General features: G+C 62.7%; 16 protein-coding genes. 15 read left to right on the forward strand and 1 reads right to left on the reverse strand.

From position 1 onward, the window contains the following. Positions 1-3: 3 nt before the first annotated feature. Positions 4-1,113, reverse strand: a complete 1,110-nt coding sequence (locus O7B34_RS22565) for a branched-chain amino acid ABC transporter substrate-binding protein (protein WP_337148169.1) — start codon at positions 1,111-1,113, stop codon at positions 4-6. A 372-nt stretch (positions 1,114-1,485) separates the two neighbouring features. On the opposite strand from O7B34_RS22565, the gene O7B34_RS22570 reads away from it, so the two are divergent. The 15 genes from O7B34_RS22570 to O7B34_RS22640 form a co-directional block, all read left to right on the forward strand. After that, positions 1,486-2,160, forward strand: coding sequence for a cytochrome c3 family protein (locus tag O7B34_RS22570; protein WP_337148170.1), 675 nt, complete (start codon positions 1,486-1,488; stop codon positions 2,158-2,160). Beyond that, the gene (locus tag O7B34_RS22575; protein ID WP_337148171.1) at positions 2,144-5,122 is read left to right on the forward strand and encodes a TAT-variant-translocated molybdopterin oxidoreductase; all 2,979 of its coding nucleotides are present in this window, start codon (positions 2,144-2,146) and stop codon (positions 5,120-5,122) included. The genes O7B34_RS22570 and O7B34_RS22575 overlap by 17 nt, the downstream gene beginning before the upstream one ends. Further along, entirely contained in the window at positions 5,115-6,494 is a 1,380-nt protein-coding gene (gene nrfD, locus O7B34_RS22580; protein WP_337148172.1) for an NrfD/PsrC family molybdoenzyme membrane anchor subunit, read from the forward strand. Before O7B34_RS22575 ends, nrfD begins: the two co-directional genes overlap by 8 nt. Beyond that, a complete protein-coding gene (locus tag O7B34_RS22585; protein ID WP_337148173.1) occupies positions 6,491-7,018 on the forward strand; it encodes a DUF3341 domain-containing protein in 528 nt (175 codons plus the stop codon). Before nrfD ends, O7B34_RS22585 begins: the two co-directional genes overlap by 4 nt. After that, entirely contained in the window at positions 7,015-7,554 is a 540-nt protein-coding gene (locus tag O7B34_RS22590) for a c-type cytochrome (protein WP_337148174.1), read from the forward strand. Before O7B34_RS22585 ends, O7B34_RS22590 begins: the two co-directional genes overlap by 4 nt. Beyond that, entirely contained in the window at positions 7,551-8,690 is a 1,140-nt protein-coding gene (locus O7B34_RS22595; RefSeq protein ID WP_337148175.1) for a hypothetical protein, read from the forward strand. The genes O7B34_RS22590 and O7B34_RS22595 overlap by 4 nt, the downstream gene beginning before the upstream one ends. Continuing rightward, positions 8,683-9,180, forward strand: a complete 498-nt coding sequence (locus O7B34_RS22600) for a hypothetical protein (RefSeq protein WP_337148176.1) — start codon at positions 8,683-8,685, stop codon at positions 9,178-9,180. Before O7B34_RS22595 ends, O7B34_RS22600 begins: the two co-directional genes overlap by 8 nt. Beyond that, positions 9,177-9,932, forward strand: a complete 756-nt coding sequence (locus O7B34_RS22605; RefSeq protein ID WP_337148177.1) for an SCO family protein — start codon at positions 9,177-9,179, stop codon at positions 9,930-9,932. Before O7B34_RS22600 ends, O7B34_RS22605 begins: the two co-directional genes overlap by 4 nt. Then, on the forward strand, positions 9,929-10,888 hold the full coding sequence (gene coxB, locus O7B34_RS22610; protein WP_337148178.1) for a cytochrome c oxidase subunit II: 960 nt from the start codon (positions 9,929-9,931) through the stop codon (positions 10,886-10,888). The genes O7B34_RS22605 and coxB overlap by 4 nt, the downstream gene beginning before the upstream one ends. Beyond that, positions 10,885-12,525, forward strand: coding sequence for a cytochrome c oxidase subunit I (ctaD, locus tag O7B34_RS22615; RefSeq protein WP_337148179.1), 1,641 nt, complete (start codon positions 10,885-10,887; stop codon positions 12,523-12,525). Before coxB ends, ctaD begins: the two co-directional genes overlap by 4 nt. Further along, entirely contained in the window at positions 12,525-13,163 is a 639-nt protein-coding gene (locus O7B34_RS22620) for a cytochrome c oxidase subunit 3 (protein ID WP_337148180.1), read from the forward strand. Before ctaD ends, O7B34_RS22620 begins: the two co-directional genes overlap by 1 nt. Beyond that, positions 13,160-13,414 carry a cytochrome C oxidase subunit IV family protein gene (locus O7B34_RS22625; RefSeq protein ID WP_051442783.1) on the forward strand — a complete coding sequence of 85 codons (255 nt, stop codon included), beginning with the start codon at positions 13,160-13,162 and terminating at the stop codon, positions 13,412-13,414. Before O7B34_RS22620 ends, O7B34_RS22625 begins: the two co-directional genes overlap by 4 nt. A 17-nt stretch (positions 13,415-13,431) precedes the next feature. Further along, a complete protein-coding gene (locus O7B34_RS22630) occupies positions 13,432-14,640 on the forward strand; it encodes a glycosyltransferase family 2 protein (RefSeq protein WP_337148181.1) in 1,209 nt (402 codons plus the stop codon). A 92-nt stretch (positions 14,641-14,732) separates the two neighbouring features. Beyond that, positions 14,733-15,827, forward strand: coding sequence for a glycosyltransferase family 2 protein (locus O7B34_RS22635; RefSeq protein ID WP_337148183.1), 1,095 nt, complete (start codon positions 14,733-14,735; stop codon positions 15,825-15,827). Between the two features lie 19 nt (positions 15,828-15,846). Continuing rightward, on the forward strand, positions 15,847-15,968 hold a 122-nt coding region (locus O7B34_RS22640), incomplete at its 3' end, for a glycosyltransferase family 2 protein (RefSeq protein ID WP_337148203.1).

A 15,968-nucleotide genomic window follows, 5' to 3' on the forward strand; every position in this document is an offset into this window, starting at 1 on the left:
GCCTCAGCCTGCTGGGCTGTCCTGGCTGCCCTCCTTCTTCACAACGGCTACCTGCCGGTATCGACCGCTCTCGATCCTGTGCAAGGCCGTAACCGCGGCGCGATTATCGCCGTTGGCATCCCAGGAAATCTTTTGTTCGTATGCAATTCCCTGGCGATGTATCCCGCGCAAAGCGTCGGCGACGCGATCGCGGGTCGGGTCGCCGTTGTGGGAGGCGACCCGGATGGCATCGATCAACGTCGCCGCGGCGTCAAAGGCATTGACGGCATAATTCCTGATCTGTCCGAAACGCCGCTCGTATCGATCGGCCATTTCCAGCGATCCGGCAATTTCACCCAGTTGCGGACAAGCTGAAAGAACGAGGACGCCTTCACCCTGCTCGGCGGCGGCTCCGGCCGGCTCCAGAAAATTTCCGACGTCCCAGCAACCATCGCCGGTGGCGAACAGGCGATCATCCTGCCGGGTCCGCATTTCCTTCACCAGAGGGGCGCCCTCGAAGGTCCCGCCATAGAAGATGGCGCTCGCTTCCCGAGGCAAGGAGGCCACGAGGTCCGCGAAATTTCTTTCGCCTTCCTGAACTGTGTGCCGCCGCAGAACAGAGCCGCCGGCAGCTTCAAATGCGGCGGCGAACTCCTTGCTCATGCTCCTTCCATAGACGGTGTCGGTCTGGATGACGACAACAGTTTTCTTGCCCAACTGGCGGACCATGTATTGGGCGATGGCGAGCCCCGTCGCATCGTCACTGTTGGTGGAACGGTAAACGTTGCTCCATCCGGAGTGCGTTAGTGCCGGGTTGGAGACGATCGGACCGATCAACGGCAGACCGGCCGCGGCATAGAGAGGCGCGACCTGCAAGGTGACATTGCTGTTGTAATGGCCGATCGCTGCGACGGCGGCGGAATTGCGAACGAATTCCTTCACGACCCGCTCGCCGTCTTCCTCGCGACCTTTGTCGTCGAGGACGACCGCTTCGATCCGGTGGCCGTTGATGCCACCGGCCTCGTTCGCGCCATCGACGGCGAGCTGGATGGCGTTGGCCATTTCGCGACCGAGCGTCTCGCCCATCCCGCCGAGCGGCACGCCGACGCCAATCTTCAGTGGTGCGTCGGTCAAAGCGGTCAACTCTCGTCGGCCCGGCCTGCGTACCGAGCGACCGCCCCGGACAGGCGACGAGGCGCCTTTGTATGGTCGGCAAGAATATGGTCAGGCAATGCCGCTCCCGGCACTATGTCCTGTCTCATGGGCTGTCGCCTCTGTGGGGGCGCGTTTGTCGGTCTAACCGAAGTACGGCGTTTATGTTCCCATCCGACTTCATGGCAACATTCCCGCGTGGCATCGACCGTGATGATTTCGAACGCCGGGGATTGCGCAGGGTTGCGATTCCCGGCGGTTTTCGGCTGCGCTCGAGAGTCACCATTTTGTGAGTATTCCCCACCGACGGAACCTTTGTCGCACCGCCGCCGTTAGGCGCTCGATCCAAAAGCCATGCAAATCGGCGAGGGGATGCCGCAGGTCTTTTCCAGCAATGCCAACGGGATTGCCCGCTTCATACTGTGGGGACTTTGTTTCTTCGCGATTTTCGCGGCCATCGGCGGCACGGCACTTTTGCGTTCGGGGTTCATCACCGGTGTTGGCCGTCCCGTGGCACAGGCAGTCCCGTTCAGTCACAAGCACCACGTCGGCGATATCGGGCTGGACTGCCGCTATTGCCACAATGGCGTCGAGACATCGGCGTCCGCGGGATTGCCCGCGACCGAGGTGTGCATGACCTGCCACTCGCAGATATTCACCAATGCCGACATGCTGGCGCCGGTGCGCGCAAGCCTTGCCTCAGGACGGCCGCTGCAATGGCAGCGCGTCAATTCGGTGCCAGACTTCGTCTACTTCAACCACTCCATCCACATCGCCAAGGGCGTCGCCTGCGAGACCTGCCACGGCGATGTCGACGACATGCCGCTGATGCGGCGCGCGCAATCATTGTCGATGGAATGGTGCCTGGGCTGCCATCGCGATCCCGGTCCCAATCTCCGTCCGCCGCGGGACGTTTTCCTGCTGCACTGGAATCCGCCGCGGGACATCGAACAGGTCAGGCGTTCCCTGATCAACATCCTTGATATCCACCCCGAGACGATGACGGATTGCTATGTCTGCCATCGCTGACATCAAGCCAGTCTCGGCTTCCGATCTAGCGGCATTGCGGCGGGCAGCGACGGGACGCGAGCCGTGGCGGAGCCTGGATGAACTGGCCGATACGGCCGAGTTCCGGCGCTTCGTCGAGGCGGAATTTCCGGCCATCGCCGAACGCCTGCCGTTCAGCCTCGACCGGCGCACCTTGTTGAAGCTGATGGGCGCGTCACTCTCGCTGGCCGGTCTGACCGCCTGCAGCGAGGCCGAACGCATCGTGCCTTACGTGCGCCAGCCGGAAGACATTATTCCCGGCAAGCCGCTCTATTATGCGACGGCCCTTTCCAGCGATGGCTACGGCATCGGCGCGGTCGTCGAGAGCCATGAAGGCCGACCCACCAAGGTCGAAGGCAATCCGGATCATCCGGCCTCGCGCGGCGCTACCGACGCCATAATGCAGGCGGCGGTGCTGTCGCTATTCGATCCCGAACGGTCTCGCACCCCGCTCAGGCAAGGCGAACCTGCGAGTTACGGCGACTTTCTCAAAGACATGGCGAAGCTTGCCGGCGGATTGGCGGCTTCGGGCGGGCATGGTTTGGCACTGCTGATCGAGGCGACAACATCGCCGACGACCAAGGCGCAGATCGGATCGCTCAAGCAGCGCTACCCCAAATTTCGCGTCTTCAAGCACGACCCGCTTGCGGCCAGCGCGAACGAGCAGGCAACGGCTAAACTGTTCGGCAGGCCGCTGGCACCGATCTACCATTTCGACCGCGCCGATGTGGTCGTCAGCCTTGATGCCGATTTCCTCGGCGAAGGGCCGGGGCGTCTGGCCTATGCCCGCGATTTCGCGCAGCGGCGGCGCGTGCGCAAGCCGACGGACACGATGAACCGTCTCTACGTCGTCGAAACGACGCCCACAATCACGGGTGCGGCGGCGGATCATCGCCGTGCCGTCAGACCGAGTCTGGTGGAAGGCATTGCGGCGGCGATCAAGGCAACTCTCGAAGGCGAGCACGATGGGGCGAGTTTGCCGTCGCTCGGCATGGAATACGCGCTTGTCGACGATCTCCGCGATGCCGGCCGCAACGCCCTGGTGGTGCCTGGCGCGCACCAGACGCCGTTCGTGCATGCCGTGACCTTTGCCATGAATGCCAGGCTTGGAGCCGTCGGCAACACGCTGGATTTCATCGAGCCGCCGGACGCCATGCCGATCGACGGCGATCTTGCCGCGCTTTGCCTAGCCATCACGAGCGGATCGGTCGACAGCGCCATCGTGCTCGGCTCCAATCCCTTGCACACGGCGCCGTCGGACGTCGATGTGCGCAAGGCCTTTTCGAAGCTGAAGCTTCTCCTACACTGGGGACTCTATCGCGACGAGACAGCATTCATAGCCGGCTGGCACATTCCCGCCGCGCACGAGTTGGAGAGCTGGAGCGACATCCGTGCGTATGACGGCACGGCCTCGATCGTGCAGCCGCTGATCCAGCCTCTGTTCGGAGGCAGGAGCCTGCATCAGCTGCTGGCGGCGCTCGGCGGTGAGTTCGATGCCGATATGCAAGCCCTGGTGCGCCCGACATGGGCTGACATGGACGAGGCAGGCTGGCGAAAGGCATTGCGCGATGGCGTCATACCGAACAGCGTCACTGCTCCTGTCGTCGTCTCGATGCCGGCGGATATCGGCGATCCCGCGCCGCATGCTCCTGTTGCCAATCGGCTGGAGGTTCGCTTCGAAGCCGATCCCTGGCTTCGCGACGGCCGCAACGCCAATTCGCCGTGGCTGCAGGAGTTGCCCCGCCCGCTGAGCAAACTCGTCTGGGGCAATGCGGCCCTGATCTCGCCGGCGACCGCACAGCGCCTGGGGCTCGAAAACGGGCAGGTGGTCAATCTGGCGCGAGGCGGCAAGGATCTCGACGCGCCGGCCTGGATCATGCCCGGACAGCCTGACGACACGGTGACGCTGTCGCTCGGGTTCAGCCGCAAGATCGGTTCGGTCGCCGCGTTGTCCGGTGGCTACGATGCCTTCATCCTGCGTACCACAGAGGCTCCGTGGTTTGCCGATGGCCTCGTGTTGACCGCGCGCGACGGGTCGGCGCGGGTGGTGACGACCCAGCACCACCAGGCGATGGAGGGCAGGGCGATCGTGCGGCACGCGACGCTCGACGCCTTTAGGCAAGATCCGCATTTCGTGCGTGACGGTGTGCCGCCGGCGCCGACGGAATCGCTGTACCGCGACTGGACCTACGACCAGGAAGCCTGGGGCATGTCGATCGACCTCTCGGCCTGCATCGGCTGCATGGCTTGCGTATCGGCCTGCCAGGCCGAGAACAACATCGCGACCGTCGGACCGGATGAAGCCGCCCGCGGTCACGAAATGCATTGGCTGCGCATCGACCGTTACTACGCCGGCGCGGTCGACGACCCCGACACCTTCTTCCAACCCGTGCCTTGCATGCATTGCGAGAAGGCGCCCTGCGAGGCGGTCTGTCCGGTCAACGCGACGATCCACACCCATGACGGCCTGAACGCGCAGGTCTACAACCGCTGCATCGGCACGCGCTACTGTTCGCAGAACTGCCCCTACAAGGTGCGCCGCTTCAATTTCCTCGAGTACCAGGAGTTCGACAAGGACAGCGCCGGGCCACAGCAGGCCGTGCATAATCCCGACGTCACCGTGCGCTCGCGCGGCGTCATGGAAAAATGCACTTATTGCGTCCAGCGCGTTGCCGAAAAGCGCATCCGCGCGCAGATCGAGAACCGCGAAATCGCCGATGGCGAAGTCGTCACCGCTTGCCAGCAGGCATGCCCGACACAGGCCATCACCTTTGGGGACCTCAACAGGAAGGGTTCTCAGGTATCGCGCGAGAAAGCCGCGCCGCATGACTATGCCCTGCTCGAAGAGCTGAACACGCGGCCGCGCACCACCTATCTCGGCAAGATCACCAATCCGAACGCCGGGATCGCCGGCAAGCCAGGCACAGAGACCGGCGATGGCTGAAGCGGTCGCCGTCAGAGCCGGAAAAGCCCAGCCGCAAGCGCCGGTGCTGCGGGGGCGCCATGATTTTCCCGAGATCAGCGGCCGTATCAGCGCGATCGTCCTGCAAGGCAAGCTGCCGCGCTTCTTCTGGGCGGCGTTCTTCGTCTGCTTCGCCTTCGTGCTGCTGTTCCTCTATTCCATCACCTACCTGATCTCGGTCGGCGTGGGCGCTTACGGCGTCAACATTCCTGTCGTCTGGGGCACGATGATTTCCAGCTTCGTCTGGTGGATCGGCATCGGCCACGCCGGCACGCTGATCTCGGCGGTGCTGCTTTTGCTGCGCCAGCCCTGGCGTGCCTCGATCAACCGCTTCGCCGAGGCGATGACGCTGTTTGCCGTGGCAATGGCCGGGCTCTACCCGATCCTGCATCTCGGCCGGCCATGGTTCTTCTACTGGCTGCTGCCCCTGCCCAACACCCATATGCATTGGCCACAATGGCGCAGCCCGCTGGTCTGGGATTTTGCCGCGATTTCCACCTACGCCAGCGTGTCGCTGCTGTTCTGGTACATGGAACTGCTGCCGGATCTCGGCGTGCTGCGCGACCGCGCCAGATCGCGCGCCGGCCAACTCTTCTACGGCATCCTGGCGCTTGGCTGGCGCGGCTCGGCCTTCCATTGGGCGCGCTATCGGACCGTCTATTTCGTGATGGCGGCCCTTGCCACACCGCTCGTCGTGTCGGTGCATTCGATCGTCGCGCTCGATTTCACCTATGCCATCACGCCGGGCTATCACTCGACGATCTTCCCGCCTTACTTCGTCGCCGGCGCGCTGCTCTCCGGCTTTGCCATGGTGCTGACCATCGCCATTCCCTTGCGCTGGGCCTTCGCGGTCGAAGACCTGATCACGTTGCGCCACATGGAGAACGCCGCCAAGCTGATGATCGCGGCCGGCATGATCGTCATCTACGGCTATGCGTCGGAAGCATTCTTCGCCTGGTATTCCGGGCAGCCTTATGAGCGCGCGATGATGGCCCAGCGCGCCGTCGGTCCTTACGCGCCATTGTTCTGGATCATGCTGTTTTGCAATTGCATCGTGCTGCAGCTGCTCTGGCTGCGCCGCGTGCGGCTCAACATGCCGGTTTTGTTTTCCATCGCGCTGGTCGTCAACATCGGCATGTGGCTGGAGCGCTATGTCATCGTGGTGACCGGTCCGAGCCGTGACTACCTGCCGTCGTCCTGGGGCGAGCAGTCGCTGACCTGGCTCGATTTCGGCATCCTGTTCGGTTCGATCGGCACCTTCTTCGCGCTGGTCTTCCTGTTCATCCGCATCCTGCCGGCGATCACCATCTTCGAGGTCGAGGAATTGGTCGAAGAGAAAAGCGGGGCGGCATGAGCCTCCATGGCGTCATCGCGGCATTCGCCGATGCCGATGCGCTGACGCAGGCGGCGCGGACGATGCGCGACAAGGGTTACCGGCGCATGGATGCGTTCTCGCCCTTCGAGGTGCGCGACCTTGCCGAAATTTTGGGCATGCCAAGGACGCGGCTGCCATGGGCGGTGCTGGCGGGCGGCATTGCCGGTGGCCTGCTGGTCTATGCGCTGATCCTCTATTCCGTTGAGATCGACTATCCCGTCAATGTCGGCGGCCGGCCACTGCATTCCTGGCCGCCTTTCATGGTGATCGCCTTCGAGGCAGCCATACTGGGCGCGGCTCTGGCCGGCTTCGTCGGCATGCTCCGCGCGAACGGTTTGCCGCAATATTACCATCCGGTGTTCAACGCCAAAACTTTCACCTACGCGCAGGGCGGCAAATTCTACCTTCTCGTCGAAGCCGCCGATCCGAAATACCGCAAGGGCATCACCAAGCGGCAGCTGACCCGGCTTGGCGCGGAGACAGTCGAGGATGTGGAGGCATGAGATGGCGGACGCCGCTCTTGCCATTCATCCTGCTGCTCGCCGGCTGCAAACAGGACATGGCCGACCAGCCACGTTACAATCCGCTCGAGGCCAGCAAGCAATTCGCCGACGGCATGTCGGCCCGGACGCCGGTCGATGGCAGCGTGGCGCGCGACACCGACCTCGCGGCAACGCCGGACAGATTTCCGTACCCGGTCACCACAGCGCTTCTCCAGCGCGGGCAGCAACGCTTCGACATCTTCTGCTCGCCCTGCCATGGCCGCACCGGCGACGGTCATGGGATGGTGGTTCAGCGCGGTTTCCCGGCGCCGCCGAGCTATCATCAGGACGCGCTGCGCAAGGCACCTGATCGCCATTTCTACGACGTGATCACCAACGGCTATGGTGCGATGTATTCCTATGCCGCGCGGGTGCCACCGACCGATCGATGGGCGATCGTCGCCTATATCAGGGCCTTGCAATATTCACGCTACGCACCTGGCAAGGCGCTGCCGGATACGCTTCGCGCGAAACTAGATGCGGAGGCCGCGCGATGAGGCGTTTCGCATGGCCCGATGGTGTTTTTGCTCCGATGGTTGTTGCGGCCGCCGCGGGACTTCTGCTTTGCGGCATCGGACTTTTTTTCAATCCGCAGGCAACGCTTGCCGGTTGGCTGACGACAGCGCTGTTCCTGCTCGGATTCCCGCTTGGCGCGATGACTGTCCTGATGGTCCATGGCCTGACCGGCGGCCGCTGGGGCGACGCGCTGCGTCCGCCCCTGCGCGCCATCGTCGCGACACTGCCTGTGGGGCTGTTGTTGTTTCTACCTGTTCTCGCCCGGCTCGATCTGGTCTTTCCCTGGGTGGGAGCGGACCCTGCGATGCTGCCGGAAGCGGTGCGGCAAAAACTTGCCTATCTCAACGTGCCATTCTTCATCGGTCGCTTCCTGGCGTGTGCACTGGCGTGGCTGGTGCTCGCTTGGCTCGTCGTCGGCTGGACAGCGCCTGAGGGCGACAGATCCAGCCGCGGGACCGCTACCGGCTATGCGATCGGACTCATCGTCCACGGCCTGGCAGCAACAGTGCTTGCCATCGACTGGATGCTGTCAATCGAGCCGGAGTTCACGTCGACCATCTACGCGCTGCTCGAAGCCGCTGCCGAAGTCGTCGGCGCGTGTGCATTGGCTCTGGTGGTGTTGGCAGCCAGCCGCGCGATCGAGACGATGCCCGGTGGCGAGGAGGACGTGGCGCTTGGCGAAGACGTCGCCAACATGCTGTTCGGCTTCATGCTGATGTGGACGTACCTGTCCTTCATGCAGTGGCTGATCGTCTGGGCCGGCGACCTGCCGGAAGAAATCCACTGGTACGTCCTTCGTGGCCGGAACGGCTGGCAATGTCTGCTCTGGCTGCTGATCGCGCTGCAGTTCGTGGTGCCGTTCTTCGCCTTCCTCATACGTTCGGTCAAGCGCAGCCATCGTGGCCTGCTGGGGCTTGGCGCGGTCGTTCTTGCCGGACATTTCCTTGACGTCGTCTGGCGCGTTCGCCCGTCGCTGTCGGCAGCCGGTGCGCAGGTGTCGTGGCCGGACCTGGCGGCGTTTGCAGGAGCGGGAGGCGCGTGGTGCGCGTGTTTCCTCTATCTCTGGGCGAGGCCGGATCGCATTGCTGTGTGGCGCAGGAGGCTGGTCCGTGGCTAAGGCCTCGCATCCTGAAACGCGTGACGTCTGGCCACGCGCCCTGCTGCTCTTCGGGGTCGCCCTGCTGGTCTTCTTGGCGCTTGCGGCGCTGGCGCTGAAGCTGATTTTCGACACGGCGCCATACTTGCCCTTGGTGAATGCCGAGAAGACCAGCGAAGCAGGTCCCGCATTACAGCGCTTGCCGGGAGCCGACCTCGCGGCGTTCCGCAAGCGGGAAGATGAGGAACTCGGCAGGCTTGCCTGGGTTGATCGCGGTGCCGGCATAGCGCGCATTCCAATCCAAGACGCGATGAAGCTGGTTGCAGCGCAAGGTCTGCCGGACTGGGCAGGCGCGGCCGCTTCGCCAGGTCAGGATTGCGGCTTGCTCGAAGACCAGGTCCCACGCGCGCCACAGGCCGGCGATTGCCACGCCGGATCATTCACCGCGCAGCCAAACGACAAGGCACCCCAGCCGAGCCAAGCCGCACCGGCTCCTGGGGTGAGCCCATGACGCGTTTGGGGCTGCTGGTATTCTTGTTGCTTCTTCCAGCTGCCGCCAGCGCTTCGGCGCCGCCGTCTTTCGATCCGCAAATCGGCGCCCAGCTCGATCTCGACCGGGTTTTCAGAGATAGCTCCGGCAAGCTGGCGCCGTTGTCTGCTATCCTCGACGGTCGGCCGGCGCTCGTCATCTTCGGCTATGACAAGTGTCCCAATTTGTGCGGTGTCACACAGCAGGCGGTGGCCTCGGATCTGAACAAGACCGGCCTGGATCCTTCGACCTATCACGCGCTTTTCGTCTCGATAGATCCTTCCGAGGCCGTTGCAGACGCGGCCTTCGTCCGGAGCGAGGTCGCGCGGTCCGCCGGTGAGGCCGGCTTGTCGGCCTGGCGCTTTCTGACCAGTGCTGATGGCGGCGGTGCCGACCTTGCATCGGAGGCCGGCATCACCTTCGACCGGCGTGACCGCATCGCCCAATACGTCCATCCGATCGCCGTCATCGCGCTGACGCCGCAAGGGCGGATCGCACAGGTGCTGCCGGCGCTGACTTTCGAGCCGCGCGATTTGAGGCTTGCTCTGGTCGAGGCGTCGGCGGGGCGGCTGGGATCGATCGCCGACCATGTCTTCCTGCTCTGCGCCGGGTTCGATAGCTCCAAAGGGCAGTACACCTCGACGATACAGGCGGTTCTGAAGACAGCGGGGCTGGCAACGCTGCTGGGGCTCTGTGCGAGCCTTTTCATGCTGACGCGGGGGAGGCGGGTTTGAGCTTCGGCATCCCCTTCACGCCACCCGAGGCCTCGTCGATCGCCGGCAGCGTCGACATGTTGTTTTACACCTTGCTGGCATTCACCGCGGCCCTGGGGATCTTCCTGGCCAGCCTCGTCGTCTTCTATGCCATCAAATATCGCGCCGGCTCCAAGGCGGAACGAACCGGCGAGCGCGCGCGCAGCCTGCCCCTGGAAGTGGCCTGGACAGTAGCGAGCCTGCTGATCGCTTTCGTCATCTTCGGGTGGGGCGCCGTGCTGTTCCTGCGCCGCGAACATCCGCCGCTCGACGCGCTCGAAATCGCCGGCCTCGGCAAGCAATGGATGTGGGAGTTCCGCCATCCCGGCGGCCAGCGCGAGATCAACGAACTGCATGTGCCGGTCGGAAAGACGGTGATCGTCTCGCTGGCATCGCAGGATGTCATCCACTCGTTCTTCGTGCCGGCCTTCCGGGTCAAGCAGGACGCCGTGCCGGGGCGCACCACCCATGTCTGGTTCATAGCTGACGAGCCCGGGCGCTATCATCTGTTCTGCGCGCAATATTGCGGCACGCAGCATTCGGAAATGGGTGGCTGGGTAACGGCGATGCCGCCGGAAGATTATGCGGCGTGGCTGGGAAACCAGGGCAAGGGCGACACGCTCGCGGCCGATGGTGAAAAACTGTTTCGGGCGCTCGGCTGTTCCGGCTGCCATGAAAAGTCCAGCAAGGTGAGGGCTCCGGATCTTGCCGGCATCTTCGGACGGCCGGTGGCGTTGGAGAACCAGCAGACAGTCATCGCCGACGAACGCTATCTGCGCGATTCCATCATCGAGCCGAAGAAGGAAATCGCCGCCGGTTACGATCCGGTGATGCCGAGCTTCGATGGAATTGTCGACGAGGGCGAGATGCAGATGCTGCTCGCCTATCTCAAATCGCTTTCACCGCGGGCGGCAACCAGGAACGAGGCGACCCAATGAGCACCGAAGCGCTGAGGCCTTCGAGCTATCTTGGCGAGGGCGCCGGTCCCGCCGCATGGCTGTTGACCACCGACCACAAGCGCGTCGCCTGGCTCTATTTGATGTCGCTTACGGCTTTCTTCTTCCTCGGCGGCGCCTTTGCCGTGCTGATGCGCGTGGAACTTGCCACGCCTGCCGGCGACCTCGTCTCCGACGATACCTACAACCGATTGTTCTCCCTGCACGGCATCATCATGGTTTGGTTTTTCCTGGTGCCGTCGATCCCGGCGACATTAGGCAATTTCCTTTTGCCACTGATGATCGGCGCCCGCGATCTCGCCTTCCCGCGCCTCAACCTCGCCAGCTGGTATGTGTTCATCCTCGGCAGTGCCTTTGCCCTGGCCTCAGTGCTCGCCGGCGGCGTCGACACGGGCTGGACGTTCTACACGCCGCTCTCGACGCTCTACGCCAACGGCTTCGTCTCCATGGCGGCGCTTGGCGTCTTTATCGTCGGTTTCTCGACGATCATGACCGGCATCAATTTCATCGTCACCATCCACACGTTGCGCGCGCCGGGACTGACCTGGTTCCGGCTGCCGATCTTCGTCTGGACGATGTACGCCACCGCGCTGGTGATGGTGCTGGCAACGCCGGTGCTGGCGGCCTCGCTGATCCTGATCGTGCTTGAGCGGGCGTTCGGCATCGGCATCTTCAACCCGGCGCTCGGCGGCGACCCGTTGCTGTTCCAACATCTGTTCTGGTTCTATTCGCACCCGGCCGTCTACATCATGATTTTGCCAGGCATGGGCGTGGTCTCGGAGGTGCTGCCCTGCTTCAGCCGCCGGCCGCTGTTCGGCTACAAGGCCGTTGCCCTGTCCTCAATGGCAATCGCGGTGTTCGGCTTCCTCGTCTGGGGCCACCACATGTTCGTCTCCGGCCAATCGGCCTATGCCGGGGTGCTGTTCTCTTTCCTGTCGTTCTGCGTCGCCATCCCCTCGGCCATAAAAGTGTTCAACTGGAGCCTGACGCTGCGCAAGGGCGAGGTCACCTTCGAGACGCCGATGCTTTACGCGCTGTTCTTCCTGGCGCTGTTCACCTTCGGCGGGCTGGCTGGTCTGTTCCTGGCGGCCCTCGCCATCGACGTCCACGTCCACGACACCTACTTCGTCGTGGCGCATTTCCACTACATCATGGTTGGCGGCATGGTGACGGCCTACATGGCCGGGCTGCATTTCTGGTGGCCGAAACTGACCGGCCGCATGTATTCCGAGACGTGGGGGCGGATCGCGGCGACCGTCACCTTCCTCGGCTTCAACCTGACCTTCTTCCCGCAATTCGTGCTCGGTTTTATCGGCATGCCGCGGCGCTATCATACCTATCCGCCCGAATTTCAATTCTGGCATGTCCTGTCGTCCGCTGGCGCGGTGGTGCTGGCGTTTGGCTACCTGATGCCGTTGTTCTATCTCGGCTGGTCGATGTTTCGAGGTGCGCGAGCGCCAGCCAATCCATGGCGCGCGACCGGGCTCGAATGGCAGACGGCTTCACCACCGCCACCGCATAATTTCGATGCCATGCCGAGCGTCAGCCGGCCCGCTTATGACTATGCGATGAAGGGGTTGCAGCACGAGACGTTCAGTCCCCACAAGGACGAAGCCTGATGCGTTCATCCACCGAAAGTGTCGCCTTCGATACAAAGGCCCGCGAGAAGGCTGCCGACACGTTCGGCATGTGGGTGTTCATCGGGTCCGAGGCGATGCTGTTCGGCGCCATCCTGCTGGTGTTCCTGATCGCAAGGATCAGCTACGGCACGGCTTTTGCGGCTGCTTCACAACGCCTGTCGCTGCCGCTCGGCACGCTGAACACGGCCGTTCTCTTGACCAGCAGCTTTGCGATGGTGCTTGCTCACACGTTCACGGCCAGCCGGCGTTGGCGCCCGGCTGTCTGGGCGTTGATCTGCACGAGCCTGCTTGGAATTGTCTTTCTGTTCATCAAGGCCGTCGAGTACGGCAGGGAATTCAAGGAGGGCCTGGCGCCGGTTCTTGGTGCGCCGTTCAGTTTCACAGGCCCCGATCCGACCCACGCCGAGTTCTTCTTCGCGCTTTATTTCGCCATGACATCGCTGCATGCGCTGCACCTGATATGTGGCATCGCCGTGATCGCCGGCGTGCTGCTGCTTTGGCCAGGAACCACGGAGGCCAGCCGCATCCATCGTGTCCAGGCAATCGGGCTTTACTGGCATTTTGTCGATATCGTCTGGGTCTTCCTGTTTCCCGTTCTCTATCTGATCAACCGATGAGCCACATCCGCAAACTCATAGTCGCTTATCTCGGGCTGCTGGCCTTGCTGGCATTGACGGTGGGCTCGTCGTTCCTCGACCTCGGCGGATTGAACTCCGCGCTCAACCTGGCGATCGCGGCGGCCAAGGCCGCGATCATCGCCACTCTGTTCATGCACCTGACCAGCGAGGGCATCTTGCCCCGGCTGGCGGTGGCGGCGACAGGCCTGTGGCTAGCCGTTCTGTTTGGGTTGACGTTGATCGGGCAATAGGGCCGAGCCTGCCAAATTTGGATTCAGCGACGCCGCAATCACTGCGCGACCAGGATATTCGCTACCGGACAGGACTCGGCGAGCGGAGCCTTTCGGTTGACTGGCTTGTTAAGGAAAAGCTAATGGACTGGCGGTTTCGCCGCGAATTCGCCCCGATCTTTGACGAGAGCGGTACCGACGACCATGCCCGCATAATTTTTATCAACCCTTGCGGAGAAAACGAAGTCCCGATGATCTCGGACAAAGCCACAGTTGGCGTCGTGGTGCCGATGTTCAATGCCGAGCGAACCATTCGCTCTACCCTGACCAGCATCTGCCGGCAGAGCTACCAGACATTGGACATCGTCGTGGTCGACGATGGATCGACGGACGGGTCCGCATCGATCGTGGCCTCCTGCGCCGAGAAGGATCGGCGCATACGCCTCATAGGGCAGTCAAATGGTGGTGTCGCGCAGGCTCGCAACAGCGGTGCCGCTTCTACTGACGCAGAGTTTCTGGCGTTTGTCGACGCGGATGATCTTTGGGCTCCATCCAAAATAGCCCTTCAGTTGGGCGCCTTGAGGGAGGGTGGCTCGTCAGCAGGCCTGGCCTATTGTTGGTTTGCGCATATCGACGAGGACGATCGGGTATTCTCGCTGCACAATCAGCCCGATGCCCAAGGTCACGTTCTCCAGCGCATGTGCAGACAGAATTTTGTCGGTAACGGAAGTTCGATGCTTGTCCGCCGCTCAGCATTCGAGCGAGCCGGACAATTCGATCCGTCGCTGCGAGCCAGGAGCGCACAGGGCTGCGAGGACCTTCTGATGTGTCTGAGAATAGCGGAAAGTTACGAGTTCCGCGTCGTGCCCCAGTACCTCGTGGGTTACCGGACGACGAATTTCAACATGTCGAGCGATGTCATGCAGATGCTTCGTTCCTGTGAAATTGTCCTTGCCGAGTTTCGTCGAAAATATCCGCAATTCGAAAGCGATCTCGATGCCCATCTGGTCGACATGATCCAGTGGCTTGCAACAAGAGCCTTGATTGAGGGGCGGTTTCGCGCGGCCGGCAGCCTGTTGAAGACGTCAGTCACCCTGGACCCGCGCACGACGATTTCGTGTTTGCCCGACATGGTAAACGCATATTGCCGGGCCAGGCTGGTTCCTCGCTGGATCAAGGTTGGCATGAAACGGATGCTACGCACAGACGCCGAGTTTCGGCCTGTTTATGGCGAAATTAGCTGGTGAAGATGTCATCCACCCCAGACGGGCACACGAATAGACTGGAAGCGGAACTGCGCGAGATGTTTGGCGTGGAAGGCTGCGCGGGTGTCCGCCATGTGGATTTGGACATCCAAGATGCTCCCGAAGGCTGCGATGCCGGCATGATCGTCTTGTGGCGCGGCGGACTGCCGGTCGGGCATTTGCTCAGGGCGAGCGACGGGGAGTGCCGCATTGCCCCAATGGCGACCGATCAAGACTCAAGCCTGATTGCACCGGTTCTGGACCTGCCGAGCGCCAGCGTGGTCATCTGCACGCGCGACAGGCCGAACGAATTGCGGCGCTGCCTCGCCTCGCTTCCCCGGCAAACCTTCCCGCCTGAAGAGGTCATTGTGGTCGACAACGCATCGAGAGGCGGCGAAACGCGCGAGGTAGCGCTCGCTGCCGGCGCGATCTATGTGCGCGAGGATCGACCTGGCCTGGATATAGCCCGCAACCGGGGAGCCTTGCGTGCATCCTCGGAGATCGTTGCATACACTGATGATGACGTTCTGCTTCATCCGCAATGGCTTGAGCGGCTGGTCACGGCATTCGACAGCCCCTCGATCGGCGCGGTGACGGGTCTCGTATTGCCCGCCGAGCTTGCCACCGAAGCGCAGCGCTATTTCGAGACATTCTGGAGTTTCGGGCAGGGCTATACACCCCGAATTTTCCGCGCGGCCGATTTTGCCGCCAGCAGGCACGAGGTGTTCCCTGCCTGGAAAATCGGTGCCGGCGCCAGCATGGCGTTCCGGCGCGACGTGTTCGACCATGCCGGGTTGTTCGACGAGCGCCTCGATGTCGGTCAGGCCGGATGTTCGGGCGATTCCGAATATTGGTACCGGCTGCTCGCCAATGGATATGACTGCCGTTACCAGCCCACCTCCGTGGCGTTCCATTTCCACAGGCGGACGATGGAAGGCTTGGCCAAGCAAATCTACTCCTACATGCGCGGTCACTCAGCCGCGTTGCTCGTCCAGCACGAACGGACCGGCGTCAAGGCGAATTTGACGCAGGTTCTCAAATGGAAGCCACTTTGGTACCTTGGCAGGGTTCGCAGGAGGCTGCTTGGACGCAGGGTCCCTGAGGACCATTTCCTTTGGCAGGAAATCGCCGGCTATGCTTCGGGAATCCTGTTCTACCTCCGAACCAGGGTAAGACGGCGTGGCGCATAATCCCTTGGTTTCAGTCGTGGTGCCTGCGCGGAACGCCGAGGTCACGCTCACACAAGCGCTCGATTGCCTCCTCGGCCAGGGCATTGCTGATTGGGAGGCGATCATCGTCGACGATGGCTCGACGGATAATACCGCGCAAAT

This window comes from Mesorhizobium sp. Cs1299R1N3 (assembly GCF_037179625.1).
GTDB classification, from domain to species: Bacteria; Pseudomonadota; Alphaproteobacteria; order Rhizobiales; family Rhizobiaceae; genus Mesorhizobium; species Mesorhizobium salmacidum.

Coding starts and splice junctions, on each gene's coding strand:
- O7B34_RS22585 (WP_337148173.1), top strand. CDS start 6,491: ATGAGCCTCCATGGCGTCATCGCGGCATTCGCCGATGCCGATGCGCTG.
- O7B34_RS22605 (WP_337148177.1), top strand. CDS start 9,177: ATGACGCGTTTGGGGCTGCTGGTATTCTTGTTGCTTCTTCCAGCTGCC.
- O7B34_RS22570 (WP_337148170.1), top strand. CDS start 1,486: ATGCAAATCGGCGAGGGGATGCCGCAGGTCTTTTCCAGCAATGCCAAC.
- O7B34_RS22590 (WP_337148174.1), top strand. CDS start 7,015: ATGAGATGGCGGACGCCGCTCTTGCCATTCATCCTGCTGCTCGCCGGC.
- nrfD (WP_337148172.1), top strand. CDS start 5,115: ATGGCTGAAGCGGTCGCCGTCAGAGCCGGAAAAGCCCAGCCGCAAGCG.
- O7B34_RS22575 (WP_337148171.1), top strand. CDS start 2,144: ATGTCTGCCATCGCTGACATCAAGCCAGTCTCGGCTTCCGATCTAGCG.
- O7B34_RS22625 (WP_051442783.1), top strand. CDS start 13,160: ATGAGCCACATCCGCAAACTCATAGTCGCTTATCTCGGGCTGCTGGCC.
- O7B34_RS22595 (WP_337148175.1), top strand. CDS start 7,551: ATGAGGCGTTTCGCATGGCCCGATGGTGTTTTTGCTCCGATGGTTGTT.
- O7B34_RS22620 (WP_337148180.1), top strand. CDS start 12,525: ATGCGTTCATCCACCGAAAGTGTCGCCTTCGATACAAAGGCCCGCGAG.
- ctaD (WP_337148179.1), top strand. CDS start 10,885: ATGAGCACCGAAGCGCTGAGGCCTTCGAGCTATCTTGGCGAGGGCGCC.